This window comes from Mycolicibacterium grossiae, assembly GCF_008329645.1.
Lineage (GTDB): Bacteria > Actinomycetota > Actinomycetes > Mycobacteriales > Mycobacteriaceae > Mycobacterium > Mycobacterium grossiae.
The window spans coordinates 4,014,100-4,036,996 of sequence record NZ_CP043474.1 but is presented as its reverse complement, the minus strand read 5'-3'; the positions used below and the strand labels follow the sequence as shown (position 1 = coordinate 4,036,996).

Genomic DNA, 22,897 nt, shown 5'->3' with positions numbered 1-22,897 from the left:
TTCACTTGGCCCCGGATTATTTTGGTGGTGGGGTGTGGTCGTGTTCGTGGATTGTGTGGTTGCGCGTTTGTGGTGTGCACACTCTGTCGATGGGTGTGTGTAAGTTTTCGGCCGGTTAGTGCCAGTTCCCTGAACCCATTGCTGGGCGTGTAGGTCTGGTCTATCGATCCCGTGGTCTGCGGGGGGCCTTATCCCACTTGATGGGTGAGAAGCCTGGTCTTGGAGGGGGTTTCCCGCTTAGATGCTTTCAGCGGTTATCCTGTCCGAACGTGGCTATCCAGCCGTGCCCCTGGTGGGACAACTGGTAGACCAGAGGTTCGTCCGTCCCGGTCCTCTCGTACTAGGGACAGATTTCCTCAAGCTTCTGACGCGCGCGGCGGATAGAGACCGAACTGTCTCACGACGTTCTAAACCCAGCTCGCGTGCCGCTTTAATGGGCGAACAGCCCAACCCTTGGGACCTGCTCCAGCCCCAGGATGCGACGAGCCGACATCGAGGTGCCAAACCATCCCGTCGATATGGACTCTTGGGGAAGATCAGCCTGTTATCCCCGGGGTACCTTTTATCCGTTGAGCGACACCCCTTCCACTCGGGGGTGCCGGATCACTAGTCCCGACTTTCGTCCCTGCTCGACATGTTCGTCTCGCAGTCAAGCTCCCTTGTGCACTTACACTCAACACCTGATTGCCGTCCAGGTTGAGGGAACCTTTGGGCGCCTCCGTTACTCTTTTGGAGGCAACCGCCCCAGTTAAACTACCCACCAGGCACTGTCCCTGAACCGGATATACGGTTCGAAGTTAGAAGCCCAATACGATCAGAGTGGTATTTCAACGATGACTCCACCCACACTGGCGTGCGAGTTTCACAGTCTCCCACCTATCCTACACAAACCGTATCGAGCGCCAATACCAAGTTGTAGTGAAGGTCCCGGGGTCTTTTCGTCCTGCCGCGCGTAACGAGCATCTTTACTCGTAGTGCAATTTCGCCGAGTCTATGGTTGAGACAGTTGAGAAGTCGTTACGCCATTCGTGCAGGTCGGAACTTACCCGACAAGGAATTTCGCTACCTTAGGATGGTTATAGTTACCACCGCCGTTTACTGGGGCTTAAATTCTCAGCTTCACCCCCGAAGGGATTAACCGGTCCTCTTAACCTTCCAGCACCGGGCAGGCGTCAGTCCGTATACATCGTCTTGCGACTTCGCACGGACCTGTGTTTTTAGTAAACAGTCGCTTCTCACTGGTTTGTGCCACCCCCTCCCGCTGCCGGCCGCAAGGGCCATGACGGCATGGGGGTCCCCCTTCTCCCGAAGTTACGGGGGTATTTTGCCGAGTTCCTTAACCATAGTTCACTCGTACGCCTTGGTATTCTCTACCTGACCACCTGTGTCGGTTTGGGGTACGGGCCGTGTTAGCACTCGCTAGAGGCTTTTCTTGGCAGCATAGGATCACCGAATTCGCCTCACTCGGCTATGCATCACCTCTCGGACTGAGTGAACGACGGATTTGCCTATCGTTCGTCCTACGGGCTTGCCCCAGTATTACCACTGACTGGTACGGCTACCTTCCTGCGTCACCCCATCGCTTGACTACTACCAGAGAAGGTCCCGCGCAGCCGGCGGACCTCGCACCCCGAAGGGATTGATGGCCCGCCCTTTGGGCGGTTAGTACCTCTGATTCATCAGGGACGCGCACACACGGGTACGGGAATATCAACCCGTTGTCCATCGACTACGCCTGTCGGCCTCGCCTTAGGTCCCGACTCACCCTGGGCGGACTGGCCTGGCCCAGGAACCCTTGGTCTTTCGGCGGGCAAGGTTCTCACTTGCCTTATCGCTACTCATGCCTGCATTCTCACTCCCACACCCTCCACAACTAGCTCACGCTGCTGCTTCACCGGATGCAGGACGCTCCCCTACCCAACGATTACTCGTTGCCGCGGCTTCGGCGGTGTGCTTGAGCCCCGCTACATTATCGGCGCACAATCACTTGACCAGTGAGCTATTACGCACTCTTTCAAGGGTGGCTGCTTCTAAGCCAACCTCCTGGTTGTCTTCGCGACTGCACATCCTTTTCCACTTAGCACACGCTTAGGGGCCTTAGCCGGCGATCTGGGCTGTTTCCCTCTCGACGTACGGAGCTTATCCCCCGCCGTCTCACTGCCGCACTCTTGGACTTGTCGGCATTCGGAGTTTGGCTGACGTCAGTAACCTAGTAGGGCCCATCGGCCATCCAGTAGCTCTACCTCCAACAAGAAACATGCGACGCTGCACCCAAATGCATTTCGGGGAGAACCAGCTATCACGGAGTTTGATTGGCCTTTCACCCCTACCCACAACTCATCCCCTCAGTCTTCAACCTAAGTGGGTTCGGGCCTCCACGCGGTCTTACCCGCGCTTCACCCTGGCCATGGGTAGATCACTCCGCTTCGGGTCCAGAACACACCACTACACCAGCCACTGTTGACTGGATACGCCCTATTCAGACTCGCTTTCGCTGCGGCTACCCCACCCGGGTTAACCTCGCGACATGTCCCTGACTCGCAGGCTCATTCTTCAAAAGGCACGCCATCACCCCACCACGAAGGAGGGCTCTGACGGATTGTAAGCGCACGGTTTCAGGTACTATTTCACTCCCCTCCCGGGGTACTTTTCACCATTCCCTCACGGTACTAATCCGCTATCGGTCATCAGAAGGTATTCAGGCTTACCGGGTGGTCCCGGCAGATTCACAGCAGATTCCACGGGCCCGCTGCTACTCGGGAACACCATCAAGGCAGGCATCGGATTTTCACGTACCGGGCTCTCACCGTCTACGGCAGGCCATCCCAAGACCACTTCCGCTAACCACGACACTTTCTCACTGCCCTCCAGATAGGTAGACCTGGAAAGATGGGTCCCACAACCCCGCACACACAACCCCTACCCGGTATCACATGCATGCGGTTTAGCCATCCTCCGCTTTCGCTCGCCACTACTCACGGAATCACTGTTGTTTTCTCTTCCTACGGGTACTGAGATGTTTCACTTCCCCGCGTTACCTCCCGCACCCTATGTATTCAGATACGGGTAACACGACATCACTCGTGCTGGGTTTCCCCATTCGGACACCCTCGGATCCACGCTCGGTTGGCAGCTCCCCGAGGCATATCGCAGCCTCCCACGTCCTTCATCGGCCTCTGATGCCAAGGCATCCACCATGCGCCCTTAAACACTTACAAGCACAAAACCATTAAACAGAGAAATCACACCACAACAGCACCACACACCATGACCAACCACCACACACGCACCCCCGAAAGAGGCACACGTCCAACGGCCAATCACGACCTGCGGCACTGATGCTCGCAACCACTATCCACGAATCAAACACCACACCCCACCACCAAGCGGGGCAACAACGAGACCACCCGAAACCAATCGAGCCGACACCCCCACACCACCACCCACCCCCCACTGGGACAGGCGGCCGGTGCACGTGCCGCGGGCCTGTTGTCTCAAAGCCCAATAGCGTGTCTGGCAGCCCCACGCCGGCCATCTTCCAAGCCGAACGCGGTCATGTTTGCAGTACTTCTTGCACCCAACCCGGCGCCACTACAGCACACGGGTTCCTCACGGCACGCACCCCCCCAATGGGGGCGCTTCACGTGGTGCTCCTTAGAAAGGAGGTGATCCAGCCGCACCTTCCGGTACGGCTACCTTGTTACGACTTCGTCCCAATCGCCGATCCCACCTTCGACGGCTCCCTCCCAAAGGGTTAGGCCACCGGCTTCGGGTGTTACCGACTTTCATGACGTGACGGGCGGTGTGTACAAGGCCCGGGAACGTATTCACCGCAGCGTTGCTGATCTGCGATTACTAGCGACTCCGACTTCACGGGGTCGAGTTGCAGACCCCGATCCGAACTGAGACCGGCTTTGAAAGGATTCGCTCCACCTCACGGCATCGCAGCCCTTTGTACCGGCCATTGTAGCATGTGTGAAGCCCTGGACATAAGGGGCATGATGACTTGACGTCATCCCCACCTTCCTCCGAGTTGACCCCGGCAGTCTCTCACGAGTCCCCACCATGACGTGCTGGCAACATGAGACAAGGGTTGCGCTCGTTGCGGGACTTAACCCAACATCTCACGACACGAGCTGACGACAGCCATGCACCACCTGCACACAGGCCACAAGGGAACGCCTATCTCTAGACGCGTCCTGTGCATGTCAAACCCAGGTAAGGTTCTTCGCGTTGCATCGAATTAATCCACATGCTCCGCCGCTTGTGCGGGCCCCCGTCAATTCCTTTGAGTTTTAGCCTTGCGGCCGTACTCCCCAGGCGGGGTACTTAATGCGTTAGCTACGGCACGGATCCCAAGGAAGGAAACCCACACCTAGTACCCACCGTTTACGGCGTGGACTACCAGGGTATCTAATCCTGTTCGCTCCCCACGCTTTCGCTCCTCAGCGTCAGTTACTGCCCAGAGACCCGCCTTCGCCACCGGTGTTCCTCCTGATATCTGCGCATTCCACCGCTACACCAGGAATTCCAGTCTCCCCTGCAGTACTCCAGTCTGCCCGTATCGCCCGCACGCCCACAGTTAAGCTGTGAGTTTTCACGAACAACGCGACAAACCACCTACGAGCTCTTTACGCCCAGTAATTCCGGACAACGCTCGCACCCTACGTATTACCGCGGCTGCTGGCACGTAGTTGGCCGGTGCTTCTTCTGCACATACCGTCACTTGCGCTTCGTCTGTGCTGAAAGGGGTTTACAACCCGAAGGCCGTCATCCCCCACGCGGCGTCGCTGCATCAGGCTTGCGCCCATTGTGCAATATTCCCCACTGCTGCCTCCCGTAGGAGTCTGGGCCGTATCTCAGTCCCAGTGTGGCCGGACACCCTCTCAGGCCGGCTACCCGTCGTCGCCTTGGTAGGCCATCACCCCACCAACAAGCTGATAGGCCGCGGGCCCATCCCACACCGCAAAAGCTTTCCACCACAACCCATGCAGGCCGTAGTCCTATCCGGTATTAGACCCAGTTTCCCAGGCTTATCCCAAAGTGCAGGGCAGATCACCCACGTGTTACTCACCCGTTCGCCACTCGAGTACCCCGAAGGGCCTTTCCGTTCGACTTGCATGTGTTAAGCACGCCGCCAGCGTTCGTCCTGAGCCAGGATCAAACTCTCCAAACAAAAACAACCCAGCCACAGCCAGGTGGAATTCGAATCAGAAAAACGATCCAAACAAAAAGACACCAAAACTGGCATCAACAACCACACCCCGACAAACGGGAAAACACGAGGCATGGCCAAACAACAAACAAAAACCACCAAACACACTATTGAGTTCTCAAACAACACACCCCACTGACGCGCAAGAATCCCGCGGCCAAAAGCCGCTGTCTCCGTTGCGGGCAGTCGAGGGCATCCACCGAAGTGGTTGACCCTCTGGGAGTCGGCCGCGCTCTCCGGGCTGGGCCCGTGTCGCGGCGACCTGGAATAAGTTACGTGAGGGATAACTGGGAGTCAAATCGCCTGCTCAGCGGCGATTTCGACCGCTCAACCGTCACGCGACGCGACGCACCCCGGCGATGTTCCGCTTGCCCTTTCGGAGCACCAGCCAGCTGCCGAAGAGGAAGTCCGATGCCGTCGGCGTCCAGTGCTCGTCGTCGATGCGCACGTTGTTGACGTACGCGCCACCCTCCGAGCACGTGCGCCGGGCCGCGCCCTTGCTCTTCTCCAGGCCGGTCGCCACCAACAGGTCGCAGATGCCCTCGGCGTCACCGGGCCGCAGCTCGGTGGCACCGGCCTCGCGCAACGCCGCGTCGAGCGTCCGTTCGTCGAGGTCGCCCAGTTCGGCGCGACCGAACAACGCCTGGCTCGCGAGTTCGACGTCGTCGGTCGCCTTCTGGCCGTGGACGAGCGTGGTGAGTTCACGCGCCAAGGCCCGCTGGCCGGCCCGCTCGTGCGGACGCGTCTCGGTGGCCTCGGCGAGGCTCTCGAGTTCCTCGCGCGACAGGAACGTGAACCACTTGAGGTACGGCACGACGTCGGCGTCGGCGGTGTTGACGAAGTACTGGTACCAGGCATACGGGCTGGTCATGTCCGGGTCGAGCCACAGGTTGCCCCCGCCGGTCGACTTGCCGAACTTCTTGCCCTCGGAGTCGGTCACCAGCGGCGTGGTCAGTGCGTGCACGGTGGCGCCGGCCTTCTGCCGCACCAGGCGCGCCCCGGCGACGATGTTGCCCCACTGGTCAGAGCCACCGATCTGCAGTCGGCAGCCGTGCCGTCGATGCAGTTCCACGTAGTCGTTGGACTGCAGGAGCATGTAGCTGAACTCGGTGTAGGACATGCCGTCGCCCTCGAGCCGACGGCGCACGGTGTCGCGGTCGAGCATCACGTTGACCGAGAAGTACTTGCCCACGTCGCGCAGGAACTCGATCGCCGACAGTTCCCCGGTCCAGGACAGGTTGTTCTCGACGATGGCGCCCGTCGGCGACCCGTCGAACTCGACGAACCGCTCGAGCTGGCCGCGGATCCGCGTGGCCCAGTCCGCGACGGTCTCCGCCGTGTTCAGCGTGCGCTCGCCGGTGTCGCGTGGGTCGCCGATCATCCCGGTGGCGCCCCCGGCCAGCACGATCGGGCGGTGCCCGGCCTGCTGGAAGCGCCGCAGGGTCAGCAACGGGACGAGGTGCCCGGCGTGCAGGCTCGGCGCCGTCGGATCGAAACCGGAGTACAGGGTCACGGTGCCCGCGGCGAGGTCGGCCGCCAGGGCATCCCGATCCGTCGACTGCGCAATCAGTCCACGCCAGTCCAATTCGTCGAGGATGTCGCTTCCCATGCGTCGATCTTCGCGCATCGCCGGCCGGGATCCGCAATCCACTCAGTCGCTGGCCCCGGGCGTCGGGGCGCGCGGGCTGCGCCGGTAAGCCGAGACCTCCGGCCGCCCACCGACCCAGAAGCGCCACGGACGGTCGGCCGCCGTGCTCACTCCGACCCGCGGTCCCTCGACCGACGCCACCGGATCACCGAGTTCCAACCGCACCGGGCTGCCGGCGTCGAAGAGGTCGACGCCGTTGTCGGCCATGAGGATTCCGAGCGCGGCGCACAGGTTGCCCGGTCCACGGGCCAGGGCGACGGGCGGTACCGCGCCGCGGCGCTCGGTGGCCACGCGATGCCCCTCCTCGACGACGGCCGCGCGCAGCAGCACCGCGGCGGCGACGCCGTCGGACGCGCAGGACACGTTGGCGCACACGTGGATGCCGTGACTGCGGTAGGCGTAGAGCCGGCCCGGCGGACCGAACATCACGCCGTTGCGCGGCCGCGGTCCCCGGAACGAGTGCGCCGCCGGGTCCGGCCACGGCCCGTCGGGCGGTCCGCCGTACGCCTCCACCTCGAGCACCGTGGCCACGACGCCGCGGCCGATGAGGCGCGCGCCGAGCAGGCTCTTCGCGGCGGTCACCGGATCGACGGACAGGAGTTCGGCGCTCACCGTGGCGATTCTGCCGTGCACCGTTGACACCTCCCGCGGACGGGCGCAGTATTCATCGCATGATGAGTTCATCAATCGATGAATTACCGGCCGTCGACGTCGACCACCTCACCGTCACCCGCGGCGGCCGCACCGCACTCGACGACGTCTGCCTGACCGTCGGCCGGGGCGGCATCACCGGACTGCTCGGCCCGTCCGGCTGCGGCAAGACCACCCTCATCCGCGCGATCGTGGGCACCCAGGTCGTCGCGTCCGGCACCGTGACGGTGCTCGGCCGCCCGGCCGGAGCCCGGGAGCTGCGGGCGCGGGTCGGGTACGTGACGCAGAAGGCCACCATCTACGACGACCTGCGGGTGACCGACAACGTCCGCTACTTCGCCGCGCTCTACGGCGCCGGTGCGTCCGCCGCCGACGAGGCCATCGCCGCCGTCGGCCTCACCGACCATCGCAGTGCGCGGTGCGGGAACCTCTCCGGAGGCCAGCGCACCCGGGTCTCGCTGGCGTGCGCGTTGGTAGCGGAACCCGAGCTGCTGGTGCTCGACGAGCCCACCGTGGGACTGGACCCGGTGCTGCGGGTCGACCTGTGGCAGCGATTCTCCGACCTCACCCGCTCAGGCACCACGCTGCTGGTGTCGAGCCACGTGATGGACGAAGCCGACCATTGCACCGACCTGCTGCTGCTGCGCGAGGGCCGGCTGCTCGCGCACACCACCGGAACACGACTGCGAGAGGACACCGGATGTCAGTCACTGGAGGAAGCGTTCCTGTCCGTCATCCGGCACAGCACCGGGCCCGCGCCCGCCGCCGGCTGAGCCCCGCCGGCTACCTCGCGACGACCGGGCGGATCCTGCGCCAACTGGCGGGCGACCACCGCAGCGTCGCGATGATCCTGGTGGTGCCCAGCGCGATCATCACGCTGATGTACGTCATGTTCGTCGACGTGCCGCACCGCCCGGGGACGCCGCCGCCGTTCGATGCCGCCTGCCTGATCATGCTCGGCGTCTTCCCGCTCATCGTGATGTTCCTCATCACCTCGATCACCATGCAGCGCGAACGCGTCTCGGGCACCCTGGAACGCATTCTCACCACTCCCCTGCGCCGCGGCGCCCTGCTGGCGGCCTACGGCACGGCGTTCTCCCTGGCTGCCGCCGCCCAGGCCGCGCTCGCCTGCGCGGTGGCGTTCTGGTTCCTCGGGGTCGACACCGCGGGCAGCCCGGCGCTCGTCGCCGGCATCGCGGTGGTCAACGCGGTGCTGGGCGTCGGCCTGGGGCTGCTGTGCAGCGCGTTCGCGCGCACCGAGTTCCAGGCGGTGCAGTTCATGCCGGTGGTCATCGCGCCGCAGCTGCTGCTGTGCGGCATCATCGTGCCGCGCGACGTGCTGCCGGCCTGGTTGCAGTGGGTGAGCAACGCGCTGCCGGCCAGCTATGCGCTCGAGGCGCTGCGGGAGGTCGGTGCCCATCCCGACCCGACCGCCACGGCCATCCGGGACATCGCCATCGTGATCGGCTTCGCGCTGGCGGCGTTGGGCCTCGCCGCGGTCACGCTGCGCCGAAGGACCCCGTGACCAGAGACCCCGCGACGACAGACCCCGCGCCGAAGGAGTCCGTGACGAAGCGCCCCGGACGTCCGGCCGGTCCGTCGGACACCCGCGACCGAATCCTCGCCAACGCACGGGAGCTGTTCGCCCGCAACGGGTTCGACAAGACCTCCATCCGCGCCATCGCCGCGGCGGCGAGCGTCGACGCGGCGCTGGTGCACCACTACTTCGGCACCAAGCAGCAGCTGTTCGCCGCGGCCATCCGCATCCCGATCGACCCCATGCAGGTGATCGGCCCCATGCGGGTGGCGCCGGTCGACGAACTCGGCCTGCTGCTCCCCTCGCTGCTGCTGCCGCTGTGGGACTCCGAACTCGGGTCCGGCTTCCTCGCCACGCTGCGGTCGCTGCTCGCCGGCAGCGACGTCGCCCTGGTCCGTTCGTTCCTGCAGGAGGTGGTGGCCGCCGAAGTCGGCAGCCGGGTCGACGATCCGCCCGGATCGGGTCGGTTGCGCGTGCAGTTCGTCGCCTCGCAGCTCGTCGGCGTCGTGATGGCGCGCTACATCCTGGAACTCGAACCGTTCCGGTCGCTGCCCGTGGACCGGATCGCCCGGACGATCGCGCCGAACCTGCAGCACTACCTCACCGGCGACCTGCCGGCCCTGGGTCCGGACTGAGCGGCGTCCAGACTGAGCGGCGTCAGGACTGCGCGGCCGCGACGAGCCGGTCGTGTTCGGCGTCGTCGTCGACGGTGCGCGCCTCGTCGACGAGCAGCACCGGGATGTCGCCCTCGATGCGGTAGGCCCGCCGCAGCCGCGGGTTGTACAGCGCCTCGGGGCCGTCGTCACCGGTGACGAGCAGGAGCGGGCCGCGGTCCTCCGGACAGACGAGGATGTCGAGCAGCCGCTGATCGAGAGCCACGGGTCAGCCGAGCGGGATGTTGACGCCCGGCCCGGCGGGGGCGCCGCCCGGGGTGACGCCCAGCGTGGTGGGCGCCTGCGGCTGCGCCTGGCCGCGCATCTTGTTGCGGCGCTGGAAGGCCAGCGTCTCCTCGAGCGCCTGCACCAGCGGACCCTGGTTGGGTCGCTTGTCGAGGCCATCCTGCAGGGCCATGACGTTGCCCTTCGAGGGGTAGAAGCCCTGCGAGCGCAGGATCATCACGCTGTGGATGAGGTTCGCGATCTGACCGCCGCCGGCGCCGGTGTCGTACTGCGCGGCGATCTCCGCGAGTGCCTGGTCACCGGCGCGCGCATCGTTGGCCGGAGCGGCGGACGCGCCGTCGGCGGCCGCGGCGCCACCGGCGGCCTGCGGACCGACCGGCGTGACGCTACCGCCCGGGGTGATCGGGGATTCCGGATCGGCGAGGGCGAACGGGGCGGCGCCCAGCATCCCGACGACCAGGGCACCGCCGAGGACGGCTGCCGTCGTCGCGCGTCGCCGGCCGGGCGTCCCGGCGGTGTGCGTCATCCGCGTTGTCATCCGATTCCTCCATGCGGAGCGGGGCCCGACCCGTGCGGCGATCTGCCGTCGGGCGGAGCCTAACAGTGTGACCAATGTGACGCACGGCCTCAGTGGGCCGAGCCGTCTCCCGACAGTTCGGCACGCACGGCGGCCGTGAGCCGCCTGTACACCCCTGTGTCGTCGTCGCGATACCAGGCGTTACGGCCCGCCTTCGGCAGGCCCGCGGCGCGCAGCGGTCCCAGCAGCGGCCGGTAGGACGCGCTGAGCTTCATGTCCTGCACGACGTGCACGACGTCGGGGTGCGCGCCGACCGGCAGGGCGGCCAGCGCCTCGTCGAGGTCCGCCGTCGGCACGCTGCCGCCGGGCGCCAGCGCCACCGCCGTGACCGCGAGGGTGCGTCCCCCGGCCTGCACGCCGTAGGTCACCGCGAGGTCGACCGCCCCGATCCGGCCGACGGTGTCGTTGACCGCAGCACTGAACACCGGACCGCGCTCGGTCCGGATGACGCCGGTCCGGTTGTCCACCAGCCAGAAGTCGCCGTCGTCGTCGCGGCGGAACAGGTATTCGGTCGACACCCACGTGTCGGCGGGCGCGAACACGCCGCGCTTCACCGAGGCGGTCGGGTCGATGGGTCCGCGCGGGTGCGCGATCAGGACGCCGACCTCGCCCGGCGCCGCGACCCGGACGAAGCCGCGGTCGTCCTCGAGGATGAGGTCGTCGTCGACGTCGTAGGCCGCGAGTTCCACGCGTCCGCCGCCGGGCAGCGGGCGGCCCTCGCTGCCCCGTTTGGCGCCGGAGACGTTGGCGAGCACGGCCTGTCCGTCGGTGGTGGCGAAGAACTCGACGACGTGCGCGGGTGCGAACTCCTCCTCCACGCGCTGCCACAGTCCGGTCGGCATGCCCGAGCCGATGAACAACCGCACGGGGTGGTTGCCGCGCAGGACGAAGGACGGGTCGTCGATGACCTCGCGCAGCATTGCCCAGGTGTAGGAGACGACGGTGACGCCGTACTGGCGGAGCTCGTGCACGAACCGGTCGGGGCGCAGGCCGCGGGACAGCGCGATCCGGGTGCCGCCGACGACCGCGCCACCGAGGCTCACCAGCAGGCCCGACTGATGGTGCAGCGGCGTCAGGCAGTACACGGTGTCGCCGCGACTCAGGTTCGCCGCCGAGGCGGTACCGAACGCCGACAGCGCCCAGCGGAAGTTGGTGATCTGCCGGGCGACGAGCTTGCCGCCCACCGTCGCGAAGGCCACGTAGGCCAGGTCCTTCGCGTACCCGGGGTTGGGCCGGTACCAGCCGGGCAGCTCGACGCGGTCGGGATCGATCTGCTCCATGTCGATGACGTCGGCGTCGGCGGGCAGGTCCAGGTCGCGCGCCTCGCCGCCGCCGAGCACCAGCGTGCGCAGCGGGAGCGCGCGCGCCGCGTCGAGGTGGCCGGGATCGGCGATGACGTCGGACACGGCGCCGAGCACCGCGGCCTCGGCCAGGTCGGCGTCCGGCGGCATCAGTACCGCCACCGCGCCGAGCCGGGACAGCGCCGCGATGGCGACCAGCGCGCTGGGCCGGGTCTCCATCAGCACGCCCACCCGGGCGCCTTGGCGCACGCCCACCTCGATGAGGCCGCGCACGACGTTGTTGATGCGCCGGTCGACGGCCTCGTAGGTGTGCACGCGCCCGTCGAAGAGCAGGAACTCGCCGTTGGGCGTGGCGCGGGCCTGCTCCTCCATGATCCGGCCGAGCGAGATCCGGGTGTGGTCGTTGATCTGCCCCAGCCGCGCGAGCCGCGGCAGGGTACGGGCGGTCTCGATGACCAGCGCGCGGGCCGACTTGTTGGCCGAGACCACCGCACCGGCGGCCGAACGCGCCAAACTGAACGTCATCTCGGTGGCGGCCGCCGCGCCGTGCGCGACGCGCGACGCCAGCGCGACGCCGCTCTCGCTCGGCTCGGCGGGCTGCAGTGCCATCGGCACCACGTCCTCGGGCAGCTCGCCACTGCCGGAGAGCCACTCGACCCAGGCGGCGACGGTGGGCCAGGTCTGGCTGGCCGCCTTGCTGCCGACGACCAGGCCGAAATGTCCGGTCCGGATGAGGTATTCGTAGACATCGGCCTGCGGGGCCGCGCGCTTGATGCCGCGCACCGACGCCGGCTGGCCGATGTCGTCGACCTCGCCGACGACGGCCAGCACGGGGCAGTCGATGTCGCTGAGCGTGACGAGGTCCCCGCGGATCGAGAAGCCGCCGCTCATCATCCGGTTGTGGGCGATGAACTGCTTGAGCAGTTCGGCCACGGCGGGGCCGGACCACGCGATCCAGCCCTCGTTGGCCAGGAACCGGCGCTGCTGCTCGCGCGGCAGCAGCGCCTCCCGGTCGTGCAGCTGACGCAGGAAGTCGATCCGCGCCTGCGCGGTCTTGAGCGGGTCGAGCATCTGAAACCCGGTGCGCGCCAACCAGCCCGGGATGTCGATGCGGCTGAACACGTGGTCGGCCATGAAGTCGGCGGCCGCCGCGCCGAGATTGGGCGGCAGGTTCATCGGCAGTCCGGCCAGGGTGTCGACCGGTGAGCCGAAGGCCACGATGCTCGCCAGATCCTTGGCGCGCCGGTAGGCAGCGGTCTGGTAGGCGAACATGCCGCCCTGGGAGTAGCCGGCGAGGTGGACGTCGCGGTCGGTGACCTTCTTGACCGTGTCGATGGCCTCGCTGAGCGCGACGACGTGGTCGGCCAGGGTGCGGTCCATGCCGCCCTCGACCTTGTCGGGCGAGCCGAAGTCGATGACCCACGGGTCGAGGCCCGCCGCGTGCAGGATGCCGACGGCTCCCTCGTCGCGCGTCACGTCCCACATGTCGGCGCTCATCATCATGGGGTGCACCATCAGCACGGGCGGCCCGGGCGGGGTGGCGCCGGGGCGGGCGTCGGGCGGGAAGTAGCGGCGCAGCCGGTACATCGGGACCGACTCGATGATCTGGAACGGCGACGGTACGGCACCGGTCTCCAGGCCGCCGTAGCGAAGCACCTCCAGGCCGTTCTGGGCGGTCGCCACCAATCGGCCCACCGGCCTGGTGAGCGCGGACAGATCGACCACTGCGCGTCCCCTTCCCGAACACCGTGCCTGCTGCTCGACGTCGCCATCATGGCACAGCGCCGGAACCTCACCGCCGTGATCGCCGCGACGGCCGGCCGGCCCGGGGACCTAGGATTGGCGGTCGATGGCGAACCTGATCAACCTCGAACGCGTGACCGTCGGCTACGGCACGCGCACCCTGCTGGACGGCGTGAGCCTGGGCGTCGACGAGGGCGCCGCGATCGGCGTCGTGGGACGCAATGGCGACGGCAAGACCACGCTGCTGCAGGTCCTCACCGCCACCCGCGCGCCGGACTCCGGCCGCGTCACCCACACGTCCGGACTGTCGGTGGGGTACCTGCATCAGGCCGACGACTTCCGCGCCGAGGCCACCATCCGCGACGTGATCGTCGGCGGGCGACCCGACCACATTTGGGCCGCCGAGGCCGAGACCCGGGCGGTGGTCGAGCACCTGCTGGCCAGCGTCGCGCTGGATCAGCCGGTCGCCGACCTCAGCGGTGGCGAGCGCCGCCGGGTCGCGCTGGCGGCGGTGCTGCTGGCCGGGCACGACGTCCTGGTCCTCGACGAGCCGACGAACCACCTCGACGTCGAGGTGATCGGCTGGCTCGCCGACCACCTCGCCGGGCAGCGCACGCAGGCGCTGGTGGTGGTGAGCCACGACCGCTGGTTCCTGGACGCGGTGTGCACCAGCACCTGGGAGGTGCACGACGGCGCCGTGGACGGCTACGACGGCGGCTACGCCGCCTACGTCCTGGCCCGCGCCGAGCGTGCGCGCATCGCCGCGGGAACCGAGACGCGGCGGCGCAACCTGATGCGCAAGGAACTGGCGTGGCTGCGGCGCGGACCTCCGGCCCGCTCGTCGAAGCCGAAGTTCCGCATCCAGGCCGCCAACGACCTGATCGCCAACGAGCCGCCGCCGCGGGATGCGTTGTCGCTGCAGCGCTTTGCGACCGCCCGCCTCGGCAAGGACGTCTTCGACCTGCACCGCGTGGTGCTCGAGCTCGGCGGCAAGACCATCCTCGACAAGGTCGACTGGTCGATCGGTCCGGGTGCCCGCATCGGCCTGGTGGGCGTCAACGGCACCGGCAAGTCGTCGGTGCTCAAGCTGCTGATCGGCGAACTGGAGCCCACGTCGGGCACCGTCAAGCGCGGCCAGACGCTGCACATCGGCTACCTCAGCCAGGCGCTCGCCGAACTCGGCGACGACGACCGGGTGCTCGATGCCGTGGAGAACCGGCGGCGGATCACCGAACTGGCGGGCGGCCGCGAGGTCAGCACCTCGACGCTGCTCGAGGACTTCGGCTTCACCGGGGACAAGCTCACCACCCGGCTGGGCGACCTCTCCGGTGGCGAACGACGCCGGTTGCAGTTCCTGCGGCTGCTCCTCGACGAGCCCAACGTGCTGCTGCTCGACGAGCCGACCAACGACCTGGACATCGACACGCTGACGGTTCTGGAGGACTACCTGGACGGCTGGCCGGGGACGCTGCTCGTCGTCACCCACGACCGCTACTTCCTCGAGCGCGTGGCCGACGTGACCTACGCACTGCGCGGCGGCGGACGCTGCGACCTGCTGCCCGGCGGCATCGAGCAGTACCTCGACGAGCGGTCCGCCGGACAGCGGCCGACGGCGGCGCCGCCGAAGACCGCCGAGCGCGGCAAGTCGGACTCGGCCCGGTCCCGGCGCACCGGGAAGGAACTGGCGCGCATCGAGAATCAGCTCGCCAAGCTCGACGACCGCATCACCGCGCTGCACGCGACGATGGCCGACGCGGTCAGCGACCATGTCCGGCTCGGCGAACTCAACGCCGAACTGCGCGACCTCACCGCCCGCAAGGACGGTCTCGAAGAGGAGTGGCTGGCCCTGGCGGACGACTGACAGGTCAGCGCCGCAGGGCGAGCCGGAGCCGGTCCGCGGTGTCGCGCACGACGCCGAGCTGGCGTGCCACCTGGACCGGTGCCGTGCCGCCGCGCGCGTCGCGCGAGTCGACCGACCCCGCGACGGTCAGCACGTCGCGCACCCGGGCGGTGAGCCCGGGGTGGATGCCGGCGAGTTCGTCGTCGGCGAGTTCCTCGAGCCCGACACCGCGAGCCTCGGCCGCCCGGACCGCTGCGCCCGCCGCCTCGTGCGCCACGCGGAACGGAACGCCCTCGCGCACCAGCCATTCCGCGACGTCGGTGGCGAGCGTGTAGCCGAGCGGGGCGAGGTCGGCCATGCGGTCGGTGTCGAAGCGCAGCGTGCCGACCAGGCCCGCAACGGCCGGCAGCAGCAGTTCCAGCTGCGCCACCGAGTCGAAGACCGGCTCCTTGTCCTCCTGCAGGTCCCGGTTGTAGGCCAGCGGCTGCGCCTTGAGCGTGGCGAGCAGACCGGTCAGGTTGCCGATCAGCCGGCCGGACTTGCCGCGCGCCAACTCGGCGATGTCGGGGTTCTTCTTCTGCGGCATGATCGAGCTGCCCGTCGACCAGGCGTCGTGCAGCTCGACGTACCCGAACTCGGTGGTGCTCCACAGGATGACGTCCTCGGCGAGCCGAGACAGGTCGACGCCGATCATCGCGAGCACGAACGCGCCCTCGGCGGCGAAGTCGCGCGCCGCGGTCGCGTCGATGGAGTTGTCGGCCGCAGCGTCGAAGCCGAGTTCGGCGGCGATCGCGTCGGGGTCGAGGCCGAGGGACGACCCGGCGAGCGCCCCCGAACCGTAGGGCGAGACCGCGGCCCGGCCGTCGAAGTCCACGATCCGCCCGATGTCGCGCAGCAGCGGATGGGCGTGGGCCAGCAGGTGGTGCGCGAGCAGCACCGGCTGCGCGGACTGCAGGTGGGTCTTGCCGGGCATGATGGCCATCGGGTGGGCGGCCGCCTGGGTGGCGAGCGCCGCGACGACGTCCAGCACGCCGTCGGCGATGCGAATCATGGCGTCGCGCAACCACATCCGGAACAGCGTTGCGACCTGGTCGTTGCGCGAGCGGCCCGCCCGCAGCCGACCGCCGAGGTCCTCCCCCACCCGGTCGATCAGGCCGCGCTCGAGCGCGCCGTGCACGTCCTCGTCCGACGGCAGCGGACCGAAACTGCCGTCCGCGACGTCGGACTCCAGGGAGTCGAGCCCCGCGAGCAGCCCGTCGCGCTGCTCGGCGGTCAGCAGACCCGCGGTGAACAGCACCCGCACGTGCGCCTTTGAGGCACGCACGTCGTACGGGGCGAGCACCCAGTCGAAGTGCGTCGACTTGCTGAGCGCCGCCAGCGCGTCGGCGGGGCCGTCGGTGAACCGCCCGCCCCACAGCGACCCTTCGTTGGTGCCCCGGCTGTCCGCGCTCACTGGCCGGCCAGGTCCCGCTTCGCGGCGATCTTCGACGACAAGCCGTGCACGTGCACGAAGCCCTTCGCACTCGACTGGTCGAACGTATCGCCCTCGTCGTAGGTTGCGAGGTTGAAGTCGTACAGCGACTCGGCGCTGCGCCGGCCGTTGACGGCGATGTGGCCGCCGTGCAGCACCAGCCTGATCTCGCCGGTGACGTGCTCCTGGGTGTGCTCGACGAACGCCTCGAGCGCACGCTTGAGCGGCGAGTACCAGAGCCCGTCGTAGACGAGTTCGCCCCACTTCTGGTCGGTGCCGCGCTTGAAGCGGCCGAGTTCGCGCTCCAGGGTCACGTGTTCGAGTTCGGTGTGCGCGGTGATGAGCACCATCGCGCCGGGCGCCTCGTAGATCTCGCGGCTCTTGATGCCGACGAGGCGGTCCTCCACCACGTCGAGCCGGCCGACGCCCTGCGCCCCGGCCCGCCGGTTGAGTTCCTCGATGGCCTGCAGCACCGTGACCGGCCTGCCGTCGATGGACACCGGCACGCCGCGCTCGAAGCCGACGATCACCTCGTCGGGGCTGCTCCAGTTGACCGTCGGGTCCTCGGTGTAGTCATAGACGTCCTTGGTGGGGGCGTTCCACAGGTGCTCGAGGAAGCCGGTCTCCACCGCGCGGCCCCACACGTTCTGGTCGATGGAGAACGGCGAGCGCTTGGTGACGTTGATCGGGATCGCGTTCTCCTCGGCGAAGGCGATGGCCTTCTCCCGGGTCCAGGCGTAGTCGCGGACCGGAGCCAGCACCTCGAGATCGGGTGCGAGCGAGGCGAAGCCGACCTCGAAGCGCACCTGGTCGTTGCCCTTGCCGGTGCAGCCGTGCGCGACGATGCCGCCGCCGTGCTCGCGGGCCGCGGTGACGAGGTGCTTGACGATCAGCGGCCGGCTGATCGCGGACACCAGCGGGTAGCGGTCCATGTAGAGCGCGTTGCTCTTGATGGTGGGCAGGCAGTACTGCTCGGCGAACTCGTCGCGCGCGTCGACGACGACGGCCTCGACGGCGCCGCAGTCCAAAGCCCGTTGCCGCACGACCTCCATGTCCTCGCCGCCTTGGCCGAGGTCGATGGCCACGGCCACCACCTCGCGGCCGGTCTCCTTGCCGATCCAGCTGATTGCGACCGAGGTGTCCAGACCGCCGGAATACGCCAGGATGACGCGTTCGGACATGGGTTCTCCTTCTCGACGTCGGCCGAGTGCGCCTCGGCCGATCTCTACTTGACGTTCTCGAACAGGGTGGCGAGGTCCGCGCCCGTCATGGGTTCGCGGGCCATCACGAAGATGGTGTCGTCGCCGGCGATCGTGCCGACCACCTCGGGCAAGGCGGCACGGTCGATGGCGCTCGCGAGGTAGTGCGCGGCGCCCGGTGGCGTCCGCAGGACCGCGAGGTTGCCGCTGGCGTCGGTGGCGACCAGCAGCTCGTGCAGCAACCGCGTCATGCGGTCGGTGCCGCCGGCGACGCCCCGCACCGGGCTGCCGTCCTCGGGCACGACGTAGACGCCGGTGCCGCCGTCCGCGCCGCGCAGCTTCACCGCGCCGAGCTCCTCGAGGTCGCGCGACAGCGTGGCCTGGGTGACCTCGATGCCCTCTTCGGCGAGGAGCGCCGCGAGTTCGCCCTGGCTGCGGACCGATTGGGACGACAGCAGCGTGATGATGCGCGCCTGCCGGCCGGCGCGGGTCGCCGCGGACGTCATCCGCGCCGCTCCAGCAGCCACACCAGCAGCGCCTTCTGGGCGTGCAGCCGGTTCTCCGCCTCGTCCCACACGGCGCTGCGGGGACCGTCGAGCACGTCGTCGGTGATCTCGTGGCCGCGGTGCGCGGGCAGGCAGTGCAGGACGACCGCCGCGGGGTCGGCGCGTTCCAGCAGCGCCGCATTGACCTGGAAGGGGCGGAAGGGCCGGACCCGGTCCAATCCGTCGTTCTCCTGCCCCATCGACGTCCAGGTGTCGGTGACCAGCACGTCGGCGCCGTCGGCGCCCGCCTGCGCGTCCGCGGTGACGGTGACGGTCGCACCGGTCTCGGCGGCCCGGCGCTCGGCGGCGGCGACGAACTGCGGGTGCGGCTCGAAGCCCGCGGGCGCGGCGATCGTGACGTCGACGCCCGCGGTGACGCCGCCGAGCATCAACGAGTGCGCCATGTTGTTGGCGCCGTCCCCGAAGTAGGTCATGCGCAGCCCCTTGAGGCCCGCGGCGCCACCCTTGCGCTCGGTCAGCGTCTGCAGGTCGGCGAGCACCTGGCACGGGTGGAACTCGTCGGACAGCGCGTTGACGATGGGCACCGTCGCGCCGCTGGCCATCGCGGTGAGCCGCTCCTGGGCGAAGGTGCGCCACACGATGGCGTCGACGTACCGCGACAGCACGACGCCGGTGTCCTCGAGCGTCTCCTCGCGGCCCAGCTGGGTGCTGCGCCCGTCGACGACCACCGCGTGCCCGCCCAGTTGGGCGATGCCCATCTCGAAGGAGAAGCGGGTACGGGTCGAGTTCTTCTCGAAGATCACCGCGACGCCGCGCGGCCCCTCCAGCGGGCGCGCGCTGAACGGCGCGTCCTTGAGACGCGCGGCCAGGGCGAGCACCTCGGCCTGCTCGTCGGGGTCGAGGTCGTCATCGCGCAGGAAGTGGCGCACGGTCATCGTCGGTCTCGCTTCCGGTTCTGGTCTCGCGTCCGGGTCGTGCACGTCATGCCGGCTCCGACGCGACGTCGAGGATGCCGGGCAGCGCGGCGACGAAGCCGTCGACCTGCGCCTCGGTCACCACCAGCGGCGGCGCCAGCCGCACCACGTCCGGCGCGGCGGCGTTGACCAGGTAGCCGGCGTCGCGGGCGGCGGTCTCGACCGCCTTGGCCTGCGGCGCGGTGAGCACGATGCCGCGCAGCAGCCCGCGTCCGCGGACGTGGTCGACCAGCGGATGTCCGGTGCCCTCGATGCCGTGCGCGAGGACCTTGCCGAGCACGTCGGCGCGCGTGATGAGGTCCTCCTCGGCGAGGGTCCGCAGCACGGCGAGCGCCGCGGCCGTGCACACCGGGTTGCCGCCGAACGTGCTGCCGTGCAGTCCCGGGGTCAGCAGGTCCGCGGCGGGTCCGACGGCGAGGCAGGCGCCGATCGGCAGGCCGCCGCCCAGGCCCTTGGCCAGGGTCACGACGTCGGGGGTGATGCCGTCGTGGGAGTGGGCGTAGAACGCGCCGGTGCGGCCGACGCCGGTCTGCACCTCGTCGAGCACCAGCAGCGCGCCGTGCCGGGTGGTGACGTCGCGGGCCGCGGCGAGGTAGCCGGGCGGCGGGGTGACGACGCCGCCCTCCCCCATGATCGGCTCGAGGAACACCGCGGCCGTCCGGTCGTCGACGGCGGCCTCGAGCGCCGCGACGTCGCCGTAGGGCACGTGCGTGACGTCGCCGGGCAGCGGCGCGAACGGGGCCTGCTTGGAGGGCTGACCGGTGAGGGCCAGCGATCCCATGGTGCGCCCGTGGAACGCACCGTCGGCCGCGATCAGCCGGGTACGCCCGGTGAGCCGGGTCAGCTTGAACGCGACCTCGTTGGCCTCGGTGCCGGAGTTGGCGAAGAAGACCCGGGCGGGCGCGTCCCCACCGAGGTGCGCGACGAGCGCCTCGGCGAGTGCGATGCCCGGCTCGGTGGCGTACAGGTTCGAGGTGTGGCCCAGGGTGTTCAGCTGGCGCGTGACCGCCTCGATGACCGCGGGGTGCCGGTGGCCCAGCACGTTCACCGCGATGCCGCCGAGGAGGTCGACGTAGGACCTGCCGTCGACGTCGGTGACCACGGCGCCGTCGCCGCTCGCCAGCGCGACCGGCGGCGTGCCGTAGTTGTCCATCATCACCGCACGCCAACGGTCCTGCAGCGTCGCGGTATTCGTCGCCTCGGTAGTCGTCGCCTCGGTAGTCGTCGTCTCGGTCGTCTGCGGCTCGCTCATCTCGGCACCACCTTCGTTCCGGACCCCTCGTCGGTGAGCAGTTCGACCAGCACGCAGTGCTCGACGCGCCCGTCGATGACGTGGGCGCTGGGCACCCCGCCGCCGACGGCGCGCAGGCACGCCTCGATCTTGGGGACCATTCCCGACTCGAGGCGCGGCAGCAGTGCCACCAGTTCGGCGACGTCGATCTCGCTGACGAGCGAGGTGCGGTCCGGCCAGTCGGTGTACAGGCCCTCGACGTCGGTGAGCATCAGCAGCTTCGCGGCGCCGAGCGCTTCGGCGAGGGCCGCCGCGGCGGTGTCGGCGTTGATGTTGTGCACCACGCCGTCGGCGTCCGGTGCGATCGTGGAGACCACCGGGATCCGGCCGGCCGCGATGAGGTCGAGGACCGCGGACGTGTCCACCTTCTCGACGTCGCCCACCAGCCCGATGTCGGTGGCCACGCCGTCGACGGTCACGGTGCGCCGGACCGCGGTGAACAGGTGGGCGTCCTCGCCGGTGATTCCGACCGCGTACGGCCCGTGCGCGTTGATCAGGCCGACGAGTTCGCGGCCGACCTGCCCGAACAGCACCATGCGCGCGACGTCGAGCACCTCCGGGGTGGTCACGCGGAAGCCGCCCTTGAACTCACCGGGGATGCCGAGCTTCGTCAGCATCGCGCTGATCTGCGGACCGCCGCCGTGCACGACGACCGGGTGGATGCCGCAGTTGCGCAGGAAGGCCAAGTCCGCGGCGAACGCCGCCTTCAGCACGTCGTCGGTCATGGCGTTGCCGCCGTACTTGACCACCACGACCTTGCCGTGCAGCGCCGTCAGCCAGGGCAGCGCCTCGGCGAACACCGCGGCCTTGACGGCGGTGGCGATGTCGGTGCTCACGACGAGTACGCCGAGTTCTCTTCGACGTAGGCGTGCGACAGGTCGGTGGTGCGGATGGTCGCCGCACCCCCGCCGACGGCCAGGTCCACCACCACCTCGACGTCGGGCCCGGTCAGGTCGACCTCGCGGGCGCCGGGCGCGCCGACGCCGTCGACGCACACCGGAGAGCCGTTGAACGACACGGTGATCCGGTCCGGATCGAGGTCGACCGGCGCCATCCCGACGGCGGCGAGGACGCGACCCCAGTTGGGGTCGGAGCCGAACAGCGCCGTCTTCACCAGGCTGTCGCGCGCGATGACGCGTGCGGCGACGACGGCGTCGTCCTCGCTGGCCGCACCGGTCACGGTGACGGCGATGCGCTTGGTGACGCCCTCCGCGTCGGCCTGCAGCTGAGCGCACAGGTCGTCGCAGACGGCCAGGACCGCGGCGTCGAGGTCGTCCTGGCTGGGCGCGATCTCGCTGGCGCCGGAGCTCAGCAGCAACACGGTGTCGTTGGTGGAGCAGCTGCCGTCGACGTCGAGGCGGTCGAAGGTGCGCGCGGTGGCGCGGCGCAGCGCGCGGTCGAGCGCGTCGGCGTCGGCCACCGCATCGGTGGTGAGGACGACGAGCATCGTGGCCAGCGACGGTGCGAGCATGCCCGCGCCCTTCGCCATGCCGCCCACCGTCCAGTTGCCGTCGTGGTGCAGCGCCACCTGCTTGGGGACGGTGTCGGTGGTCATGATGGCGGTCGCGGCCTCGGTGCCGCCGGTCAGACCGCCCGCCATCTCGTGCACGATCTCGGTGACGCCGGCCAGCACCTTCGCCATGGGCAGCCGGTCGCCGATGAGCCCCGTCGAGCACACCGCCACCTCGATGGCGCCGGTCTCGGTGCCCCAGTCCGACAGTGCGGTGGCGACGGCCTCGGCGGTGGCGTGGGTGTCCTGGAAGCCGCCCGGGCCGGTGCACGCGTTGGCGCCACCGGAGTTGAGGATCACCGCGCGCAACCGGCGCGTCGTCATGACCTGCTGGGTCCACAGCACCGGTGCGGCCTTCACCTTGTTGCGCGTGAAGACCGCCGCGGCCGCGTGATCGGGGCCCTCGTTGAGGACGAGCGCCAGATCGGGCTTGCCGGAGGCCTTGATGCCCGCGGAGATGCCGGTCGCCCGGAATCCGGCGGGTGCCGTGACGCCCTGGGTGCGGACGATCCTCGCGATGCCCGCCGGCGCCTGC

General features: G+C 68.6%; 16 protein-coding genes and 2 rRNA genes. 4 read left to right on the top strand and 14 right to left on the bottom strand.

Features of this window, described 5'->3' with window-relative positions; all coding sequences use genetic code 11:
- Positions 1-95: 95 nt before the first annotated feature.
- The 4 genes from FZ046_RS19400 to FZ046_RS19385 all read right to left on the bottom strand — a co-directional run bounded on the left by FZ046_RS19400 (position 96) and on the right by FZ046_RS19385 (position 7,475).
- A 23S ribosomal RNA gene (locus FZ046_RS19400) occupies positions 96-3,218 on the bottom strand.
- A 440-nt stretch (positions 3,219-3,658) separates the two neighbouring features.
- Positions 3,659-5,176: ribosomal RNA gene (locus tag FZ046_RS19395) — 16S ribosomal RNA — on the bottom strand.
- Together the 16S and 23S rRNA genes form the textbook arrangement of a ribosomal RNA operon.
- Before the next feature lie 373 nt (positions 5,177-5,549).
- Positions 5,550-6,824, bottom strand: coding sequence for a tyrosine--tRNA ligase (gene tyrS, locus FZ046_RS19390; RefSeq protein ID WP_070355222.1), 1,275 nt, complete (start codon positions 6,822-6,824; stop codon positions 5,550-5,552).
- Between the two features lie 42 nt (positions 6,825-6,866).
- Entirely contained in the window at positions 6,867-7,475 is a 609-nt protein-coding gene (locus FZ046_RS19385; protein ID WP_070355226.1) for a DNA-3-methyladenine glycosylase, read from the bottom strand.
- A gap of 59 nt (positions 7,476-7,534) precedes the next feature.
- Between FZ046_RS19385 and FZ046_RS19380 the strand changes: the two genes are divergently transcribed.
- From FZ046_RS19380 to FZ046_RS19370, 3 genes are read left to right on the top strand one after another with little or no spacing between them, the layout of a single operon-like run.
- Complete coding sequence (locus FZ046_RS19380) at positions 7,535-8,287, top strand: ABC transporter ATP-binding protein (protein WP_070355221.1); 753 nt, start codon at positions 7,535-7,537, stop codon at positions 8,285-8,287.
- Entirely contained in the window at positions 8,215-9,039 is an 825-nt protein-coding gene (locus tag FZ046_RS19375; protein WP_083298472.1) for an ABC transporter permease, read from the top strand. The genes FZ046_RS19380 and FZ046_RS19375 overlap by 73 nt, the downstream gene beginning before the upstream one ends.
- Before the next feature lie 41 nt (positions 9,040-9,080).
- Positions 9,081-9,686: a TetR/AcrR family transcriptional regulator gene (locus tag FZ046_RS19370; protein ID WP_070355219.1), complete on the top strand. Its 606-nt coding sequence runs from the start codon at positions 9,081-9,083 to the stop codon at positions 9,684-9,686.
- A 22-nt stretch (positions 9,687-9,708) separates the two neighbouring features.
- On the opposite strand, the gene FZ046_RS19365 is transcribed toward FZ046_RS19370, so the two are convergent.
- The 3 genes from FZ046_RS19365 to FZ046_RS19355 form a co-directional block, all read right to left on the bottom strand.
- Entirely contained in the window at positions 9,709-9,930 is a 222-nt protein-coding gene (locus FZ046_RS19365; protein ID WP_070355218.1) for a Trm112 family protein, read from the bottom strand.
- Positions 9,931-9,933: 3 nt separating this feature from the next.
- Entirely contained in the window at positions 9,934-10,476 is a 543-nt protein-coding gene (locus FZ046_RS19360; protein ID WP_070355217.1) for a hypothetical protein, read from the bottom strand.
- A 101-nt stretch (positions 10,477-10,577) separates the two neighbouring features.
- The gene (locus FZ046_RS19355) at positions 10,578-13,553 is read right to left on the bottom strand and encodes an acyl-CoA synthetase (protein WP_070355216.1); all 2,976 of its coding nucleotides are present in this window, start codon (positions 13,551-13,553) and stop codon (positions 10,578-10,580) included.
- Between the two features lie 124 nt (positions 13,554-13,677).
- On the opposite strand from FZ046_RS19355, the gene FZ046_RS19350 reads away from it, so the two are divergent.
- Positions 13,678-15,432 carry an ABC-F family ATP-binding cassette domain-containing protein gene (locus FZ046_RS19350; protein WP_070355215.1) on the top strand — a complete coding sequence of 585 codons (1,755 nt, stop codon included), beginning with the start codon at positions 13,678-13,680 and terminating at the stop codon, positions 15,430-15,432.
- A gap of 4 nt (positions 15,433-15,436) precedes the next feature.
- On the opposite strand, the gene argH is transcribed toward FZ046_RS19350, so the two are convergent.
- From argH to argJ, 7 genes are read right to left on the bottom strand one after another with little or no spacing between them, the layout of a single operon-like run.
- Positions 15,437-16,864 (bottom strand): argininosuccinate lyase, encoded by a 1,428-nt coding sequence (argH, locus tag FZ046_RS19345; protein WP_070355214.1) that lies wholly within the window; start codon positions 16,862-16,864, stop codon positions 15,437-15,439.
- The gene (locus tag FZ046_RS19340; RefSeq protein WP_070355213.1) at positions 16,861-18,063 is read right to left on the bottom strand and encodes an argininosuccinate synthase; all 1,203 of its coding nucleotides are present in this window, start codon (positions 18,061-18,063) and stop codon (positions 16,861-16,863) included. Before FZ046_RS19340 ends, argH begins: the two co-directional genes overlap by 4 nt.
- 44 nt (positions 18,064-18,107) lie before the next feature.
- A complete protein-coding gene (locus FZ046_RS19335; protein WP_070355212.1) occupies positions 18,108-18,587 on the bottom strand; it encodes an arginine repressor in 480 nt (159 codons plus the stop codon).
- Complete coding sequence (gene argF / locus FZ046_RS19330; protein WP_070355211.1) at positions 18,584-19,522, bottom strand: ornithine carbamoyltransferase; 939 nt, start codon at positions 19,520-19,522, stop codon at positions 18,584-18,586. The genes FZ046_RS19335 and argF overlap by 4 nt, the downstream gene beginning before the upstream one ends.
- 46 nt (positions 19,523-19,568) lie before the next feature.
- Complete coding sequence (locus FZ046_RS19325; RefSeq protein WP_083298471.1) at positions 19,569-20,813, bottom strand: acetylornithine transaminase; 1,245 nt, start codon at positions 20,811-20,813, stop codon at positions 19,569-19,571.
- A complete protein-coding gene (gene argB, locus FZ046_RS19320) occupies positions 20,810-21,688 on the bottom strand; it encodes an acetylglutamate kinase (protein ID WP_070355210.1) in 879 nt (292 codons plus the stop codon). Before argB ends, FZ046_RS19325 begins: the two co-directional genes overlap by 4 nt.
- Positions 21,685-22,881: a bifunctional glutamate N-acetyltransferase/amino-acid acetyltransferase ArgJ gene (gene argJ, locus FZ046_RS19315; RefSeq protein WP_070355224.1), complete on the bottom strand. Its 1,197-nt coding sequence runs from the start codon at positions 22,879-22,881 to the stop codon at positions 21,685-21,687. The genes argB and argJ overlap by 4 nt, the downstream gene beginning before the upstream one ends.
- Positions 22,882-22,897: the final 16 nt, after the last annotated feature.